The sequence below is a fragment of the Haemophilus haemolyticus genome (genome assembly GCF_001679045.1).
Classification (GTDB): Bacteria; Pseudomonadota; Gammaproteobacteria; order Enterobacterales; family Pasteurellaceae; genus Haemophilus; species Haemophilus haemolyticus.
Genome location: NZ_LYCK01000012.1, coordinates 245,133 through 261,777, shown reverse-complemented (window position 1 = coordinate 261,777; position 16,645 = coordinate 245,133). Strand labels below are relative to the sequence as shown.

Sequence of the window (16,645 nt, the reverse complement as noted above, 5' to 3'; positions counted from 1 at the left end):
TTATTAATGAATTATTTCGTTGATGCCGCTATAAACAAGCATACAACCAAAAAATAAAAATACAATACCTGCCATATTATCAATATAACGGCTGTATTGACTGTATAAACGCTTGGCAATATTACGTGAAAAAATCAATGAAATCACATAAAAATAACAAAATGTTTCTACCACAATCACTATAAAAGCCAAGATAATTTGCCACATTTCAGTGATATTTACCAAGACAAGCGACATCACGCTACTAAAATACACCACGACTTTTGCATTGGATAAATTCACTAAAAGCCCTTTCACAATTTCTTTTTTGATCGTGGTTTGATGATTAAATTCGGTATCAGAGTGCGGTTCAAATTGAGCGTGTTTTTTGCTGCGGGCCATTAAAAAACCGATATATGCTAGGTAACTACCGCCTAGCAACATAATCACGCCATGTAATGCAGGAATAGTAACGAATAACACCGCCAATCCCAACATAGAAAGCATTCCCCAAAAGGCGATGCCAAGCGTTATGCCTAAAATGCCACAAACTGTATTACGACGAGAGTTACTTGCCGCCATTCGGCTTACATAGAAGAAATCAGGGCCTGGCGTCATTAAGCCAAATAAATGCACAATGATTAAATTCAGCATCACAACATCCAATATTGAATAGCAAATACGACAATCACGGCATAAATTGCCGCTAATACATCATCGACCATAATGCCAAAACCACTTTCTAGTTTTTCGTCAAAATAACGAATTGGGAACGGTTTTAAAATATCGAAAAAGCGAAATAACGCAAAAGCAGACAAAATCCATTGCCAAGATAATGACGGGATCGCCGCTAATACAATAAATACACCGACAAATTCATCCCAGACGATAGAACCATGATCGTGCACGCCCATATCTGCTGTGGTTTTTTGACAAAGATAGCAACCGAATAGAAAACAAAGTGCGGTAAAAATTAAAAAGATTTTTACACCTAACAAAGAAAGCAAAATCACGCCTAACATTGTTCCAGCTAAACTCCCCCAAGTACCGGGAGCAGGATGAATTAAGCCCGAGCCAAAACCTACGGCAAGCAAATGAATAGGATTTAAAAGAGAGATTTTTTTAAGAGGATTATTTTCTGTCATTTTTATTCCTTAAAATGATCGAAACCACTTGAAAACGTAATATCCACAGGTTTTCCATCACGTAAAAAATGGATCGAAAAGTCACCGCACTTTTCAGTGATTTTACCAATGCAAGTACAAGGCACGTTCAGTTTTTTCAAGCGTAATTCTAATTCATCTTTATATTCGGGCGGTATGGTAAAACAAAGTTCATAGTCTTCGCCACCACTTAAGGCAAATTGTTCCGCTTGAGTGCGATCATATTTGTTTAAAATCGATGATGAAAGAGGTAAAGCAGAAAGTTCAACTTCTGCGCCACATTGACTTCGTTCAAGAATATGGCCTAAATCAGAGATTAACCCATCGGAAAGATCAATGGCAGCATGAGCTATATCAATTAATGCTCGCCCAAGTTCAATTCTAGGTGTGGGTCTAATATGTCGTTGTTGCAAAAAAACATCATCAGAATCAACCGCACTTTTGTCCGATAAAATTTGCGTTAAACCTGCCGCGCTATCGCCTAAGGTGCCTGAAACATAAATTAAATCGCCGATTTGTGCTTTATGCCGACAAATTCCTTTGTCTTTTTCGACAAAGCCTTGTGCCGTAATCGTAATAGACAAATTACCTTTTGTAGTATCACCGCCAATTAATGTGACGTTGTATTGTTTTAACGTGTGCAATAAACTTTGGCTAAATGTTGAAATCCAATTTTCATCTACATTTGGCAAAGTTAATGCCAGAGAAACCCATTTTGGCTGTGCCCCCATTGCAGCAAGATCACTTAAATTTGTTGCAACCGCCTTATAAGCCAAGTCCTCAGGTGAAATGGTTGGTAAAAAATGCGTATTTTCCACCATTGTATCGGTCGTAATGGCAAGCTGATAATTCTCTGGCACGGAAACCAGCGCACAATCATCGCCAATAGATAATTGAACGGAATCATCAACTAATATTTGTTGCTGAAAATATCGTTTAATTAAATCAAATTCACCCATTGCCATTTTTCACCTATCTTATAAAAGAAAAGGCACGCGTTAAAAATGCGTGCCATTTTCAGTTTAAAAGGATTATTTACGCCCTAATGCAGGTGCGATTTTATCAAGTACGCCATTGATATATTTATGACTTTCATCTGCACCGAATACTTTTGCCACTTCAATTGCTTCATTGATAACCACTTTATATGGCACATCTAACTCGAAGCGTAATTCATAAACAGCCAGACGTAAAATTGCAGTTTCAATAGGATCAAGCTCATCAAAAGCGCGGTCAATATAAGGCGAAATTGAAAAATCAACGGTTTCAATATTTTCTACTGTTTGACGAAATAATTTACGGAAGTAAGGTTTATCTACCCCATCCATATCTTGATCTAACACAAAGGCTAATTCAACTTGTTCTGCAGTATTGCCAGATACCGCCCAAGAATACAAAGCTTGAACAGTACATTCACGCGCACGACGACGAGCAGAAGGCTTTTTCACTTGTTTTTGTTCTGTCATGATTTATGCCGCATCAATTTGTTGAATAAGATTAACCATTTCAAGTGCGGTTAAGGCTGCTTCTGCACCTTTATTTCCTGCTTTAGTACCAGCACGTTCAATCGCCTGTTCAATATTTTCTGTGGTTAATACCCCAAAAGCGACAGGGATTTCAGCATCCATTGCAACTTTTCCTAAACCGCTGCTCGCTTCCCCTGCGACATATTCAAAGTGTGCAGTACCACCACGGATAACTGTACCTAATGCCACAATCGCATCAAATTTTTTACTTTCAGCTAAACGACGAGCAACTAATGGCAACTCATACGCGCCTGGGGCACGCACGATAGTGATATTTTCATCTTTCACTTGGCCGATACGTTTTAATGCATCAATTGCGCCTTCTAATAAACTTTCATTAATAAAACTGTTAAAACGAGCAATTACTACTGCAACTTTTGCATTAGGTGCTGCAACTGAGCCTTCTAAAACTTTCATATTTTTTCCTATTATTAGCCATAATGATTTGGCCCGAGATTTTAACATAAAATAGAGTATATTCAATATTAATAAGGCTTTACCCTATTTTATTTAGGGCTCATTTTTAAGGCGATTTTATTGTTCATAACCCGCACCAACACTATATTTTTATGGAAAATTTCCTTCATTAAGGTAAACTATCGGCAATTTTATGTGAATTACATTCAGTTACAGAGGTTTAATATGTCTAAAGTGGCATCAATTGTTGATGTATTACAAGGGAAAGTGGCGATTGGTGAAACCGTCACTGTGCGTGGTTGGGTGCGTACCCGTCGCGATTCTAAAGCAGGTTTATCTTTCTTAGCAGTTTATGACGGTTCTTGCTTTGATCCAATTCAAGCGATTATTAATAACGATATTGAAAATTACGAAAGCGAAATTTTACGTTTAACAACAGGCTGTTCTGTAATTGTAACAGGTAAAGTTGTTGAATCACCTGCAGAAGGACAAGCGGTTGAATTACAAGCAGAAAAAGTGGAAGTGACAGGGTTTGTTGAAGATCCTGATACTTACCCAATGGCAGCAAAACGCCACTCTATTGAATATTTACGCGAAGTAGCTCACTTACGCCCTCGTACCAATATCATTGGTGCAGTTGCACGTGTTCGCCATTGCTTATCTCAAGCAATTCACCGTTTCTTCCATGAGCAAGGTTTCTACTGGGTGGCAACCCCATTAATTACTGCATCAGATACTGAAGGTGCGGGTGAGATGTTCCGTGTTTCTACACTTGATTTAGAAAATCTTCCACGTAGTGAAAATGGAAAAGTTGATTTCAGCCAAGATTTCTTCGGTAAAGAATCATTTTTAACGGTTTCAGGTCAGTTAAACGGCGAAACCTATGCTTGTGCATTAAGCAAAATTTATACTTTCGGCCCAACATTCCGTGCTGAAAATTCAAATACAACTCGTCACCTTGCTGAATTCTGGATGGTTGAACCTGAAGTTGCGTTTGCAACGCTTGCTGACAATGCTAAATTAGCAGAAGACATGTTGAAATACGTGTTCCGTGCGGTGCTTGCTGAGCGTAAAGATGACTTACAATTCTTTGAAAAACATGTAGATAAAGATGTTATTACGCGTTTAGAAAACTTTGTAAACTCAGATTTTGCGCAAATTGACTATACTGATGCCATTGATGTGTTATTAAAATCTGGTAAGAAATTTGAATTCCCTGTTTCTTGGGGTATCGATCTTTCTTCTGAACACGAACGTTTCTTAGCGGAAGAATATTTCAAATCACCAGTTGTTGTGAAAAACTATCCAAAAGACATTAAAGCATTCTATATGCGTTTAAATGATGATGGAAAAACTGTGGCGGCAATGGACGTGTTAGCACCAGGAATTGGTGAAATCATCGGTGGTTCACAACGTGAAGAACGTTTAGAGGTGCTTGATAAACGTATGGAAGAAATGGGATTAAATCCAGATGATTATTGGTGGTATCGCGATCTGCGTAAATACGGCAGCGTTCCACATTCTGGTTTTGGTCTTGGTTTTGAACGCTTAATCGTTTATGTAACTGGCGTGCAAAATATTCGTGATGTAATTCCATTCCCACGCGCGCCAAGAAATGCGAATTTCTAATTCAATTTAACTTTAAAATTGACCGCACTTACCTAAAAGTGCGGTTAATTTTTTAAAAATTTTAAGGAGAGCAAAATGGATAAAATTAAACAACTCTTTGCCAACAATTACAGCTGGGCGCAAAGAATGAAGGAAGAAAATTCTACTTATTTCAAAGAACTTGCGGATCATCAAACGCCACATTACCTTTGGATTGGTTGCTCTGATAGCCGTGTACCCGCTGAGAAATTGACGAATCTTGAACCAGGTGAATTATTTGTTCATCGTAATGTTGCTAACCAAGTGATTCACACAGATTTTAATTGCCTTTCTGTTGTGCAATATGCCGTCGATGTGCTTAAAATTGAACATATTATTATCTGTGGCCACACCAACTGTGGTGGTATTCATGCGGCGATGGCAGATAAAGATTTAGGGCTTATCAACAACTGGCTCCTTCATATTCGTGATATTTGGTTTAAACACGGTCATCTTCTCGGTAAACTTTCTCCAGAAAAACGTGCGGATATGTTGACTAAAATTAACGTAGCAGAACAGGTTTACAATCTTGGGCGCACTTCAATTGTAAAAAGTGCTTGGGAACGCGGGCAAAAACTCTCATTACACGGCTGGGTATATGATGTAAATGATGGATTTTTAGTGGATCAAGGCGTAATGGCAACCAGCAGAGAAACCCTTGAAATTTCTTATCGAAACGCTATTGCTCGTTTATCAACACTTGATGAAGAAAGCATTTTGAAAAAAGATCATCTTGAAAATATCTAAAGAAAACGCCCTTTCGGGCGTTATTTTTAAGCTTTACCGTCAGCTAAATTTTTCTTTTCTTCCAATTCTTCCCAGCGTAAAAATGCTGTTTCTAATTCGGCTTCAGTATCCGCCAATGCTTTTAATTGAGAGTCGGTAATATCATGAGCCTGTTGGAAAAATGCTGGATCGGCAATTTCAGCTTGCAGTGCGGTGATTTTGGTTTCCAACTCTTCCAAAAGTTGTGGAAGTTGTTCTAACTCACGTTGTTCTTTATAAGAAAGTTTCACGGATTTCGGCTTAGAAGTGCGGTCATTTTTCACCGCACTTTCTTCTTTTGGCGGTTCAGTTTTCTTCGCTTTAGCCTGTTCTTCTGCTGTTTTGCTTGCCCAGAAATTGGCTTGTTGCTGTTTAGCATCAAAGAATCCACCCACATACTTATTCAAACGCCCTTCACCTTCGAATAAATAACATTCTGTCGCAGTATTATCGATAAATTGACGATCATGACTCACAATTAATAATGTCCCCTGATAATCAGTCAAAATTTCTTCTAAAAGTTCCAATGTTTCTACATCAAGGTCATTGGTCGGTTCATCAAGAATCAATAAATTATTTGGTTTGAGTAATAATTTTGCGAGCAATAAACGATTTCGTTCTCCCCCCGATAAGGCTTTAACTGGCGTCATTGCTCGTTTTGGTGGGAACAAGAAATCTTGCAAATACCCTAGCACATGGCGTTTTACACCATTGACTTCAATATCTTGTTTACCATCCGCCACATTATCCATCACGGTTTTTTCAGGATCTAAATCAGCACGATATTGGTCAAAATAAGCAATCTCTAATTTAGTACCACAACGAATTTTGCCTGATGTTGGCTGAATTTCTCCCAGCAATAATTTAATGAACGTGGTTTTCCCACAGCCATTTGGCCCAACAAGCGCAATTTTATCTCCACGTAAAATCGTTGTTGAAAAATCTTTTAACAAGGTTTTTCCTGCGATTTCATAGCTCACGTCTTCCATTTCAAAGACAATTTTGCCTGAACGACTTGAGGTATCTAACTGTAATTTAGCTGTTCCCATTACGTCACGGCGTTGGCGGCGTTCCTCACGCATCGCTTTTAATGCGCGCACTCGCCCTTCATTTCTTGTACGGCGAGCCTTGATACCTTGGCGAATCCACACTTCTTCCTGTGCAAGACGTTTATCAAATAATTCATTCTGCAAGGCTTCAACGCGTAGATTTTCTTCTTTCGTGGTTAAATATAAATCGTAATTGCCTGGATAAGACACTAATTGACCGCGATCTAAATCCACAATGCGTGTTGCCATTTTTCGAATAAAAGAACGGTCATGGGAAATAAATACAATGCTACCTTGAAAATCAAGTAGGAAATTTTCCAACCATTCAATAGCTTCCACATCCAAGTGGTTGGTTGGTTCATCAAGTAATAACACTTCAGGATCGCACACTAATGCGCGTGCTAGAGCCGCTTTGCGTAACCAACCGCCCGAAAGTGCGGATAATTTTGTGTTTGGATTCAAGCCTAGTTTTAACAGCACTTCATTGATTTTATTTTCAAATCGCCAGCCATCAGCGTGTTCTAATTTAGCCTGAACTTGCTCTAATTGACTTAAAATTTGATCACTGTAATTTTCTTCCAATTGAACAGAAATATGATGATATTCCTTCAATAAATCCGTTAAATGCCCAACGCCTTCCGCGACATAATCAAAAATATTACCTTGCGCATTACGCGGTGGGTCTTGCTCTAAACGAGAAACCACAAGATCTTTTTCGTATTGGATTTTGCCATCATCCATAAGCACATCGCCTGCGATGATTTTCAATAAAGTTGATTTACCTGCGCCATTACGCCCAACTAAACAAACCCGTTCATTCGGTTCAATATGTAGTTCTGCGTGATCTAACAAAGGTGCATCACTAAAGGAAAGATATCCATTGGTTAAACTAATTAATGCCACAACTGCCCCATAAAAATTCAGTGAAAATTAACCGCGCTATTCTATACGGTTTGCATAAAAAATCCCATCAATTCAATGGGATTCTCTCTTAAATCAAAGTTGTTGATATACCCGCAATGCGTGTGCATCCGACATGCCTGCAATATAATCGCAAATAATCCGTTTCTTCCCTTCTTCTGGTGCATTAAGCCAACGATTTGCAGTATTTCGCGGTAATAAACGTTCTGGATCAGATTCAAAAATCTGGAACATTTCTGTCAACATTCTCTGTCCTTTATATTCGATTCGTTGGGTATCCACATTGCGAATAACATAATCCCAAACGAATTTTTTAAATACACCAAGCGCGGCAATCACTTCAGGTGGCAACTCTGCGTTATAACGTAACAAAGGTTCATCAAAATTTGCCGTTAATTTCCACCGCACATTAGTAATAAAAAAGTTCACCAATGCACCAATGGCTTGTTTGCGTTCAAAATGTTTATCAGAGAAAAGCCGTTGACTAATTGAATCAATATTTTCATGCAACCAAGCTGAGGAAATTTGTTTTAATGCGGAATGTGCTACTTGCCATTGATGAGGATTTACCACGCCGGTCACAATCGCATCTTCTAAATCATGCACGCCATAGGCAATATCATCTGCCAATTCCATAATGCTGCAATCCAGCGATTTAAACCGAGTATGTAAAGATTCAGCTGGATTTTCCCGCACTTTTTTAAATTGACAGAATAAAGTGCGGTCATTTTCAGAAAGATTTTCCAGCAACCAATTAAACATTTTTAAATCATCACGGAAAATGCCTTTTCCCGGAATCCAATCGTGAATACGCACAAAACGAGGATCAATATTGCGAGAAAAATTAAGTTCTGCATATTGAGGCGAGGCCACATCTAACAACGCGGGATATTTCACTACACCCAATAGTGTTCGACGCGTTAGATTCATTCCTGCATTTTCAGTATAAGGCTCAAGTTTCGTTAAAATTCTAAAGGTTTGTGCATTGCCTTCAAAACCGCCCTGCTCTGCCATCATATAATTTAATGCCGTTTCGCCACCATGCCCAAAAGGTGGATGCCCAATATCATGAGCAAAGCACAAACTCTCAATAAGATCATTACTTGGCAATAAAGGTTTTAATTGTTTTTGCAACTCGTTTTTATCAATATTTAATGTTTGCGAAAGGCTTTCAAAGGTTTCTACAAATTTAAGCTGTGCAACGAGACTACTACCAATCTGTGCGACTTCTAAAGAATGAGTTAAGCGAGTGCGATAAAAATCATTTTCGCCAATTGCGTGAATTTGGGTTTTTGCTTGTAAGCAACGAAAAGCGGCAGAATGTAAAATTCGCCCACGATCCCGACGAAATGGCGGACGATTATCTTTTTCGCGTGGAGGATCGGGGAGAAAACGTTCTGTCCAAGAAGAATCAATGATAAGTGGTTTCATATCGCTTTGTTTTATTTCATTTTTCTGCATTATCTAATCATTTAGCACAAAAAACAACCGCACTTTATCTAGAACAAACAAAATCTAGAATAAATAAAGTACGGTTGAATTTTTATTGATATTTAAACAAAGAAATAAATGAGCTTAAATACAAATGGGGCGAGAATAGAACTAATAATCCCACAAAGCACAAGAGAAATAGAACTGTAACTGCCTGCTGTTGGATTGGTTTCCATACAACTTACAGTGCCAAGTGCATGAGATACCGCTCCAACAGATAAGCCAATCGCTTCTTGATGTTTAACGCGTAATTTTTTCAACACTAAATAACCAAATACAGAGCCTTGCAAACCTGCAACAACGACCCCAACTGCAGTGACGGCTGGAATCCCGCCTAGATTATGCGAAACTTCCATCGCGATTGGTGTGGTGATTGATTTTGGTAATACTGTCGCCACCATTTCAGGTGATGCACCAAGTATGAGCGCTAACACCGCCCCGCTTAGCATCGAGAAAAAAGACGCGATCACCACAATAGATAAAATAATCTTCCATTGTTTGGCAATTTGGCGAAGTTGTTCATAAAGAGGTAATGCAAGAGCGACGATACTCAAGCCAAGTAGATTATTAATAGGCGCATTTCCTGCCATATAATCATCATAAGGAATCTTACCTATCACTAAAATCACAACCAAAATTAATACCGTTAAAATAAAAGTATTAAAAATCATTGATTTCCAACGTTTGCTAATTTGTAGTGCGAGCCAAAATCCGAAAATTGTCAAAAATGTATAAAGATAAATAATGTACTGCTGCATATAAAACTTTCCCACTATATTAAGCTGATTCATTCATTTGTTTAGCTTGGTTTTCACGGCGTTTAATCACTTTTTTACGTTTATGTGTAAAAGATTGTAAATGGAATAAATGATTCCCTAACAAGCCCATGATGACCAAAGTTACGCAAGTGCTGACAACATTCGGAATCAGTAAAATATTCACTTGTTCTATTAATAAATCTGAATATTTAATGATTCCAACACTCACTGGCACAAAAAGCACCGCCATAAAACGAATCAATAAGCTCGCGCCTAAATAAATCCAATCTAAATGAATTAATCGTGTCGTTAGACCTAAAAAGAGCAATAACAATCCCCAAATACTTCCAGGTACACCGGCTGGCACATAATGAGCGATAAGATTTCCGAGATATAACATAATGTACAAAATGACCAACGAACGGGCCAATAAAAATAATTTTTGAATCATATACAACCTTTTTTTCAACTTTTCTCATAATGTTTCAAAATTATTTTACGCTTTTTTTTTCTGAATTGACCAGTTTTTTTCGGTAAAATAACCAGACTTAGATCAAGAACCTTGCAAAATGATAAATCGAAAATCGCTATTTGCTATTTTATTACTAATTTTTACCGCACTTTCTGCGTGCTCTAGTGAAGAAAATACTTGTCGTGTCGTTGGCATTAGTGACGGTGATACGCTTACCTGTCTTGCTAAAAATAATCGACAAATCAAAGTGCGACTAGCTGAAATTGATGCGCCAGAGAAAAAACAAGCTTTTGGGCAAAAATCTAAAAAAGCATTGTCTGATATGGTTTATCTCCGTGATGTACGTCTTTCTTTAAAAGGCCAAGATCGCTATCAACGCACATTGGCGATTGTTTATTATCAAGATAAAAATATTAATTTAGAAATGGTTAAACAAGGTATGGCATGGGCTTATAAGCAATATTCCCATGATCCGATTTATCTTCAAGCGCAAGAAAATGCACAAGCCAAACGAATTGGTCTTTGGGCGGACAATAATCCGATTGAACCAAGTCAATGGCGCAGACAAGAGAAAAATCAATATGGCTTTTGATTATCAAACTTTCCGTCAAGAATTTCCTTATTTCCAACGTGAAGATGCGGTTGTTTATTTAGATAACGCTGCCACCTCGTTGAAACCTCAAGTGTTAATTGATCGCACTGCTGAATTTTATGCTTCTGCGGGTTCAGTGCATCGTAGCCAATATGATGCTACCCAAACTGCGCAATATGAACAGGCTCGCACACAAGTGAAAGAATGGGTTAATGCAGAAGATAAACGCACTGTTATTTGGACTTCGGGTACAACTCACGCAATAAACTTAGTGGCAAATGGATTACTACCGCAATTAAACGCAGAAGATGAAATTCTGATTAGCCAAGCAGATCATCATGCTAATTTTGTCACTTGGCACGAAACGGCGAAAAAGTGCGGTGCAAAAATTCGAGTTTTACCGATTTTAGATAATTGGCTAATTGATGAAAATGCGCTTATTTCTGCTCTTTCTGAAAAAACAAAACTCGTTGCACTGAATTTTGTTTCAAATGTCACAGGCACAGAACAGCCGATTAAACGCCTGATTCAACTTATTAGAAAACATAGCAATGCCTTGGTTTTAGTGGATGCAGCACAAGCGATTAGTCATATCAAAATTGATTTACAAGATTTAGATGCAGACTTTCTCGCATTTTCTGCCCATAAAATTTATGGCCCAAATGGGCTTGGCGTTTTAACAGGAAAATTGACCGCACTTTCTCAACTTCAACCGCTCTTTTTTGGTGGAAAAATGGTTGATCGTGTATCAAGTGAGCGCATTACTTTTGCCGAATTGCCTTATCGTTTAGAAGCAGGGACACCCAATATTGCTGGGGTTATTGGCTTTAATGCCATACTGGATTGGTTACAAAAATGGGATTTTACCGCAGCAGAACAGCATGCTATATCTTTGGCTGAATTTGTCAAAGTGCGGTTAAAATCTTACGAGAATTGCCGATTATTCGATTCACCTCAACCAAGCACCGTCGTTTGTTTTATATTTGAGGGCATTGACTGTTCCGATCTTTCTACACTTTTGAGCGAACAAAATATTGCGCTCCGAGTGGGAGAACATTGTGCCCAGCCTTATTTATCACGCTTAGGCGAACGCACCACATTGCGTCTTTCTTTTGCTCCTTATAATACGCAGGAAGATGTAGAGGCATTTTTTACAACTTTAGATAAGGCATTGGATTTATTACAATGATAGAACAATTAAAACAAGCTAAAAATTGGGAAGAACGCTATCGCCTGATTATTCAAGCTGGCAAAAATTTACCTCGCCCAAGCGATGATGAACTCGCTCAAATGCAACCTATTACTGGCTGCGAAGCACAAATGTGGTTTCAAATTATTCCTAAAAATGACCGCACTTTTCAATTCAACGGGTTTAGCGAAGCCAGAATTATGAATGGCTTGCTTTGGATTTTATTCAATAAAATCAATGGTAAAACAGCGGATGAATTGAATACATTTGATATTACTGCATTTTTTAGCGAACTCGGCATTTCACAACGTTTAAGTGAAACGCGTTTAAACGGCTTAAACCAAATCGGACAGCAATTAAAAATTTTATGTATTTAATCGAAACCTATTTTCGCCTGACTGCCCTTGAAAATAACATTGAATCGCAAAGCCGTTTACTTAATGCCGTGATCGATCAATGGCGGTATAACGGGCAAATTATCGGACGTGAAATTCCTTTATATTTAGCGGAAGAAGATGGCGCACAAGGCTTTGCTATGCGTGTCATTTGCCCTGAGCAAGACAGTCTATTTCCTCAAAATAATAACGCAGAAGTGAATCGGGCATTACAAGAAGCCGAAAAGTGCGGCGTAATTTTTGATGGTTTTCAAGTTGTGGGCGATGATTTCAATTCAGATCAAACGGCAGAAAATGCATCGCCAGCTTGGCAAGTGCTTTACACAACCCATTTACAAAGTTGCTCGCCGATTCACAGCGGAGAAAATCTCGCCCCAATCCCCTTGTATAAACAGTTGAAAAATCAACCACACTTAAGCCAAGATCTGATTAAATGGCAAGAAAATTGGCAAGCCTGCGATCAACTACAAATGAATGGTGCGGTATTAGAACAACAATCTTTGGCAGAAATTTCTGAGTACCAAAGCACACTTTCAAAACATGGGCGCTATTTGTCCCAAGAAATAGAAAAAGAAACGAGCATACCGACTTACTATTATTTATATCGTGTAGGTGGGCAATTTTTAGAATCTGAAAAATCTCGTTGCTGCCCTTCTTGTGGGGCAAACTGGGCGTTAAAAGACGCGATTTTTGATACCTTTCATTTTAAATGCGATACCTGTCGATTAGTTTCGAATCTATCGTGGAATTTTTTGTAATTAATTTATAAAGTGTCGAAATTTGCAAAATTCGAACACCTAATCGGAGAAAAGATGAATTACCAAGACAACAGCTTAAAATCCTTAAAACTCGGTCAAAAAACAGAATACGCCTCTCAATATGACCGCACTTTATTACAGCCTGTGCCACGCGCGTTAAATCGTGATGGATTGGGCATTACTCAAAACCAACCATTTACTATCGGCGCCGATATTTGGACGGCTTATGAAATCTCTTGGCTCAACGAAAAAGGCTTACCACAAGTGGCTATCGCAGACATTTATCTGGATTATCAAAGCCAAAATTTGATTGAGTCAAAAAGTTTTAAACTTTATTTAAATAGCTTCAACCAAAGCAAATTTGCCGACTTCAATGCCATTCAAAAAACTATGCAACGCGATTTAAACGAATGTGCGCAAGGCGATGTAAAAGTGCGGTTAAATCCAGTGGCAGTTTATGATTCTCAAAAAATTGATCATTTACAAGGCGATTGCATTGATGAACAAGATATTGAAATTACCAGCTACGAATTTAACGCTGATTGGCTGAAAGATTGCGTATCTGATGAAATTGTCGAAGAAAAATTAGTCAGCCATTTGCTAAAATCCAACTGCCTCATTACCAATCAGCCAGACTGGGGCACCTTGCATATTCATTATGTTGGTAAAAAAATCGATCACGAAAAATTATTGCGTTACGTTGTATCTTTCCGTCAACACAATGAATTCCACGAGCAATGTGTCGAGCGCATTTTCTGCGATTTAATCCACTACGCTAAACCAGAAAAACTCACTGTTTACGCGCGCTATACCCGACGCGGCGGCTTAGACATTAATCCATTCCGCTCTAATTTTGAGAATTTACCTGAAAATTTAAGATTGGCGAGACAGTAAAAAACTGCGGTGAAATTTCACCGCATTTTACTACCCTTGCTTCAAATCATTTGCCTGCTGCAATAGCTGACGGCTTTCTCTTAAGAATTGTTCTGAATAATCGCCAAACCAGTCACGCACCTTATGGAAAGCATCAATAAAACCTTGACGATCATTATTTTCAAAGAAAGTTAAAGCTTCTTCGTAAGTTTTTTTTAGCGTTTCGATTACCGCTAAATTTTCTGGCTTATCCATAATAATATCGGCGTAAAGCTCTGCATCTTGCGCAAATAAACGACCTATCATCGCAAGTTCTAAGCGATAAATAGGAGAAGAAAGCGCCAATAAATTAGCAAGATTAACGGGCTGTTTGGAAAGGTGTAAACCATTCGCGAAAGTTGAAAAATGGCGCAAGGCTTGTATATAAGTCATATTGTGATCGTGTTCTGTGGCATCTATTTGATAAATCTTTGCGCCCCAAATTTGAATTTGCTCAAGTAACCATTCGTAACGTTCAGGAAAACGTCCATCACAACGCACAACCACTTGTTTTGCCATACTTGCAATATCTGGCCCAAACATCGGATGTAAACCTAACACCGCACCAGAATGGATTTCAAGCATTTTCGCTAGTGGTTCGCGCTTAACAGAGGTTAAATCTGCAAGCAACATATTTTCTGTTAAATAAGGTTTTAGTCGATCAATCGTTTCCAAAGTAATATTGATGGGAACGGAAACGATCACGACATCTGCATTCGTTAAAATACTTTCAGCTATCGCCCAATCTTCACGATCTAAAATAGAAATTGGATAGCCAGATGCACGTAAATAACGAGCAAATAAACCACCTAATTTACCATAGCCACCCACGATAACAATTTTGTGAATATCAGGATTGATGGTTTTAAAACCAAATTGGTTTTCATTAGCATAGGATTCACGCATAAAACGGCGTAGAACATCTTCAATCAAATCGGCTGAAATGCCTGCTTTTTCAGCCTCTAAACGACGCGCTTGGAGCATTGCTATTTCACGCTCTGGCGCATAAATAGGTAATCCATGTTGATGTTTAACTTTACCGACTTGAGAAACCAACTCAAGACGTTTAGCAAAAAGTTGGATAAGTTCGCGATCAAGCGAATCAATTTCAGAACGTAAATCCTTAAGGGTTTCCATAAAACTCACCTGCAAAATTTAGTTTACATATTTTGTAAAAAATTAATTACAGATGAGATTACTAGAATTTTATAGAAAAGACAATGAAGTTATGCGGATTGCGTAATTAAGCGTTGTGGGCGAATAATATTTCCATCGATTAAGGCTACGCCTAAGAATAAATTCTCCGCTGAAAATAACCGCACTTGACCGCTTAATTGCTGTTCGTTAGCAAATTTTACTCGCTGACCAAAACCAATGGCTTTACTCTGCTCTGCATCCAAACGTAAAGCGGGCAATTTACTTACAGCGGTATCAGTTGGCAGTAATAGACGATCTAATTCACTTAACGGAAAACTTTCAGCAAGTAGTTGTAACTCATCGATTGGCATCATTTCTGCTACGGGGTAATCCGCCACGGCTGTACGGCGTAACATTGTCACATGCGCGCCACAACCTAGCACTTCACCTAAATCATCTACTAAGGTGCGAATATAAGTGCCTTTTGAACAATGCACTTCTAAGGTTAAATAAGGCGCGTTATATTCAATAAAATTGAGTTCAAAAATCGTAATTGGGCGTGCCTCACGCTCAACCGTAATACCTTGTCGAGCATATTCATAAAGCGGTTTACCGTTATGTTTTAGTGCAGAAAACATTGTCGGCACTTGCAAAATATCACCACGAAATTGTTCAAGTGCGGTCAAAATTTGCTGAGTTTCAACATGAACTTCACGAGTTTCCATGACTTGCCCTTTCGCATCGGAAGTATCGGTACGTTCGCCTAATTTTGCCGTAACAAGATAACGCTTATCGGCATCAAGCAAAAATTGTGAAAACTTAGTTGCTTCGCCCAAGCAAATCGGCAACATCCCCGTAGCCAACGGATCGAGCGCGCCAGTATGCCCCGCTTTGTTCGCTTGAAATAAACGCTTTACCTTTTGCATGATATCATTTGATGACATGCCTTGTGGTTTATCCAACAAAAACACACCATCAACATCACGCCAGCGTTTACGAGGTCTAGACATTAGTTGCTTTCCTCAACGTGTTTTTTCTCATCTTCACGCACAACATTGGTCACAAGATTTGACATACGCATCCCTTCCACCAAGGATTGATCGTAAATAAAGCGAATCTCTGGCACGATACGTAAACGCATTGCTTTGCCTAGTAACGAACGAATATAAGGCGATGCTTTTTCTAAGCCTTTCATGCCTTGCTCAATTGCTGTTTCATCGTGATCGAATAAAAAAGTCACGAAGATTTTTGCGTAAGATAAATCACTCGATACTTCTACATCAGAAACCGTCACCATGCCAATACGGGGATCTTTCACTTCGCGTTGTAAAATGACTGCTATTTCTTTTTGTATTTCTTGAGCGACGCGATCGCTACGTTTAAATTCTCTTGCCATAGTTATTCCTTATTTATAAAATCGCCCCATTCTACTGGAAATCATTGGATTTAGCACGCAAAAATCCCTTTCAACCTG

At 38.6% G+C, this 16,645-nt stretch carries 19 protein-coding genes; 7 read left to right on the top strand and 12 right to left on the bottom strand.

Annotated features, from left to right (window positions below; all coding sequences use genetic code 11):
• Nucleotides 1-3: 3 nt before the first annotated feature.
• From A8M50_RS04705 to ribH, 5 genes are all read right to left on the bottom strand, one after another.
• Nucleotides 4-633, bottom strand: coding sequence for a LysE family transporter (locus A8M50_RS04705; RefSeq protein WP_005645079.1), 630 nt, complete (start codon nt 631-633; stop codon nt 4-6).
• A complete protein-coding gene (locus A8M50_RS04700) occupies nt 633-1,124 on the bottom strand; it encodes a phosphatidylglycerophosphatase A family protein (RefSeq protein ID WP_005644973.1) in 492 nt (163 codons plus the stop codon). Before A8M50_RS04700 ends, A8M50_RS04705 begins: the two co-directional genes overlap by 1 nt.
• Before the next feature lie 2 nt (nt 1,125-1,126).
• Nucleotides 1,127-2,107 carry a thiamine-phosphate kinase gene (thiL, locus tag A8M50_RS04695; RefSeq protein WP_005644924.1) on the bottom strand — a complete coding sequence of 327 codons (981 nt, stop codon included), beginning with the start codon at nt 2,105-2,107 and terminating at the stop codon, nt 1,127-1,129.
• Nucleotides 2,108-2,173: 66 nt separating this feature from the next.
• Nucleotides 2,174-2,608 (bottom strand): transcription antitermination factor NusB, encoded by a 435-nt coding sequence (gene nusB / locus A8M50_RS04690; protein ID WP_005628659.1) that lies wholly within the window; start codon nt 2,606-2,608, stop codon nt 2,174-2,176.
• Nucleotides 2,609-2,611: 3 nt separating this feature from the next.
• Entirely contained in the window at nt 2,612-3,085 is a 474-nt protein-coding gene (gene ribH / locus A8M50_RS04685; protein ID WP_005644746.1) for a 6,7-dimethyl-8-ribityllumazine synthase, read from the bottom strand.
• A gap of 225 nt (nt 3,086-3,310) precedes the next feature.
• On the opposite strand from ribH, the gene asnS reads away from it, so the two are divergent.
• Both asnS and can read left to right on the top strand, forming a co-directional pair.
• On the top strand, nt 3,311-4,714 hold the full coding sequence (gene asnS / locus A8M50_RS04680; protein ID WP_005644835.1) for an asparagine--tRNA ligase: 1,404 nt from the start codon (nt 3,311-3,313) through the stop codon (nt 4,712-4,714).
• Nucleotides 4,715-4,789: 75 nt separating this feature from the next.
• The gene (can, locus tag A8M50_RS04675) at nt 4,790-5,479 is read left to right on the top strand and encodes a carbonate dehydratase (protein WP_005645039.1); all 690 of its coding nucleotides are present in this window, start codon (nt 4,790-4,792) and stop codon (nt 5,477-5,479) included.
• A gap of 26 nt (nt 5,480-5,505) precedes the next feature.
• Here can and A8M50_RS04670 read toward each other — a convergent pair whose 3' ends face one another.
• The 4 genes from A8M50_RS04670 to A8M50_RS04655 form a co-directional block, all read right to left on the bottom strand.
• Nucleotides 5,506-7,449, bottom strand: a complete 1,944-nt coding sequence (locus tag A8M50_RS04670; RefSeq protein ID WP_005644986.1) for an ABC transporter ATP-binding protein — start codon at nt 7,447-7,449, stop codon at nt 5,506-5,508.
• A gap of 93 nt (nt 7,450-7,542) precedes the next feature.
• On the bottom strand, nt 7,543-8,928 hold the full coding sequence (locus tag A8M50_RS04665; protein ID WP_005644684.1) for an anti-phage deoxyguanosine triphosphatase: 1,386 nt from the start codon (nt 8,926-8,928) through the stop codon (nt 7,543-7,545).
• Between the two features lie 92 nt (nt 8,929-9,020).
• Nucleotides 9,021-9,716: a CidB/LrgB family autolysis modulator gene (locus A8M50_RS04660; protein ID WP_005631777.1), complete on the bottom strand. Its 696-nt coding sequence runs from the start codon at nt 9,714-9,716 to the stop codon at nt 9,021-9,023.
• Between the two features lie 19 nt (nt 9,717-9,735).
• Nucleotides 9,736-10,167, bottom strand: coding sequence for a CidA/LrgA family protein (locus tag A8M50_RS04655; RefSeq protein WP_005645063.1), 432 nt, complete (start codon nt 10,165-10,167; stop codon nt 9,736-9,738).
• A gap of 118 nt (nt 10,168-10,285) precedes the next feature.
• Here A8M50_RS04655 and A8M50_RS04650 point away from each other — a divergent pair, with 118 nt between their 5' ends.
• Genes A8M50_RS04650 through queF form a run of 5 tightly spaced genes read left to right on the top strand, consistent with a single transcriptional unit; the run spans nt 10,286 to nt 14,016 of the window.
• On the top strand, nt 10,286-10,780 hold the full coding sequence (locus A8M50_RS04650) for a thermonuclease family protein (RefSeq protein WP_005628640.1): 495 nt from the start codon (nt 10,286-10,288) through the stop codon (nt 10,778-10,780).
• Nucleotides 10,770-11,969 carry a cysteine desulfurase gene (locus A8M50_RS04645; protein ID WP_005644694.1) on the top strand — a complete coding sequence of 400 codons (1,200 nt, stop codon included), beginning with the start codon at nt 10,770-10,772 and terminating at the stop codon, nt 11,967-11,969. The genes A8M50_RS04650 and A8M50_RS04645 overlap by 11 nt, the downstream gene beginning before the upstream one ends.
• Nucleotides 11,966-12,346, top strand: coding sequence for a SufE family protein (locus A8M50_RS04640; protein ID WP_005645018.1), 381 nt, complete (start codon nt 11,966-11,968; stop codon nt 12,344-12,346). Before A8M50_RS04645 ends, A8M50_RS04640 begins: the two co-directional genes overlap by 4 nt.
• Nucleotides 12,337-13,122: a Zn-ribbon-containing protein gene (locus A8M50_RS04635; protein ID WP_005644930.1), complete on the top strand. Its 786-nt coding sequence runs from the start codon at nt 12,337-12,339 to the stop codon at nt 13,120-13,122. Before A8M50_RS04640 ends, A8M50_RS04635 begins: the two co-directional genes overlap by 10 nt.
• A gap of 54 nt (nt 13,123-13,176) precedes the next feature.
• Nucleotides 13,177-14,016, top strand: coding sequence for an NADPH-dependent 7-cyano-7-deazaguanine reductase QueF (gene queF / locus A8M50_RS04630; protein WP_005644763.1), 840 nt, complete (start codon nt 13,177-13,179; stop codon nt 14,014-14,016).
• Between the two features lie 30 nt (nt 14,017-14,046).
• Here queF and tyrA read toward each other — a convergent pair whose 3' ends face one another.
• From tyrA to rbfA, 3 genes are all read right to left on the bottom strand, one after another.
• A complete protein-coding gene (tyrA, locus tag A8M50_RS04625) occupies nt 14,047-15,171 on the bottom strand; it encodes a bifunctional chorismate mutase/prephenate dehydrogenase (RefSeq protein ID WP_005645059.1) in 1,125 nt (374 codons plus the stop codon).
• Between the two features lie 89 nt (nt 15,172-15,260).
• Nucleotides 15,261-16,181, bottom strand: coding sequence for a tRNA pseudouridine(55) synthase TruB (gene truB, locus A8M50_RS04620; RefSeq protein WP_005644751.1), 921 nt, complete (start codon nt 16,179-16,181; stop codon nt 15,261-15,263).
• Nucleotides 16,181-16,567, bottom strand: a complete 387-nt coding sequence (rbfA, locus tag A8M50_RS04615; protein WP_005628626.1) for a 30S ribosome-binding factor RbfA — start codon at nt 16,565-16,567, stop codon at nt 16,181-16,183. The genes truB and rbfA overlap by 1 nt, the downstream gene beginning before the upstream one ends.
• Nucleotides 16,568-16,645: the final 78 nt, after the last annotated feature.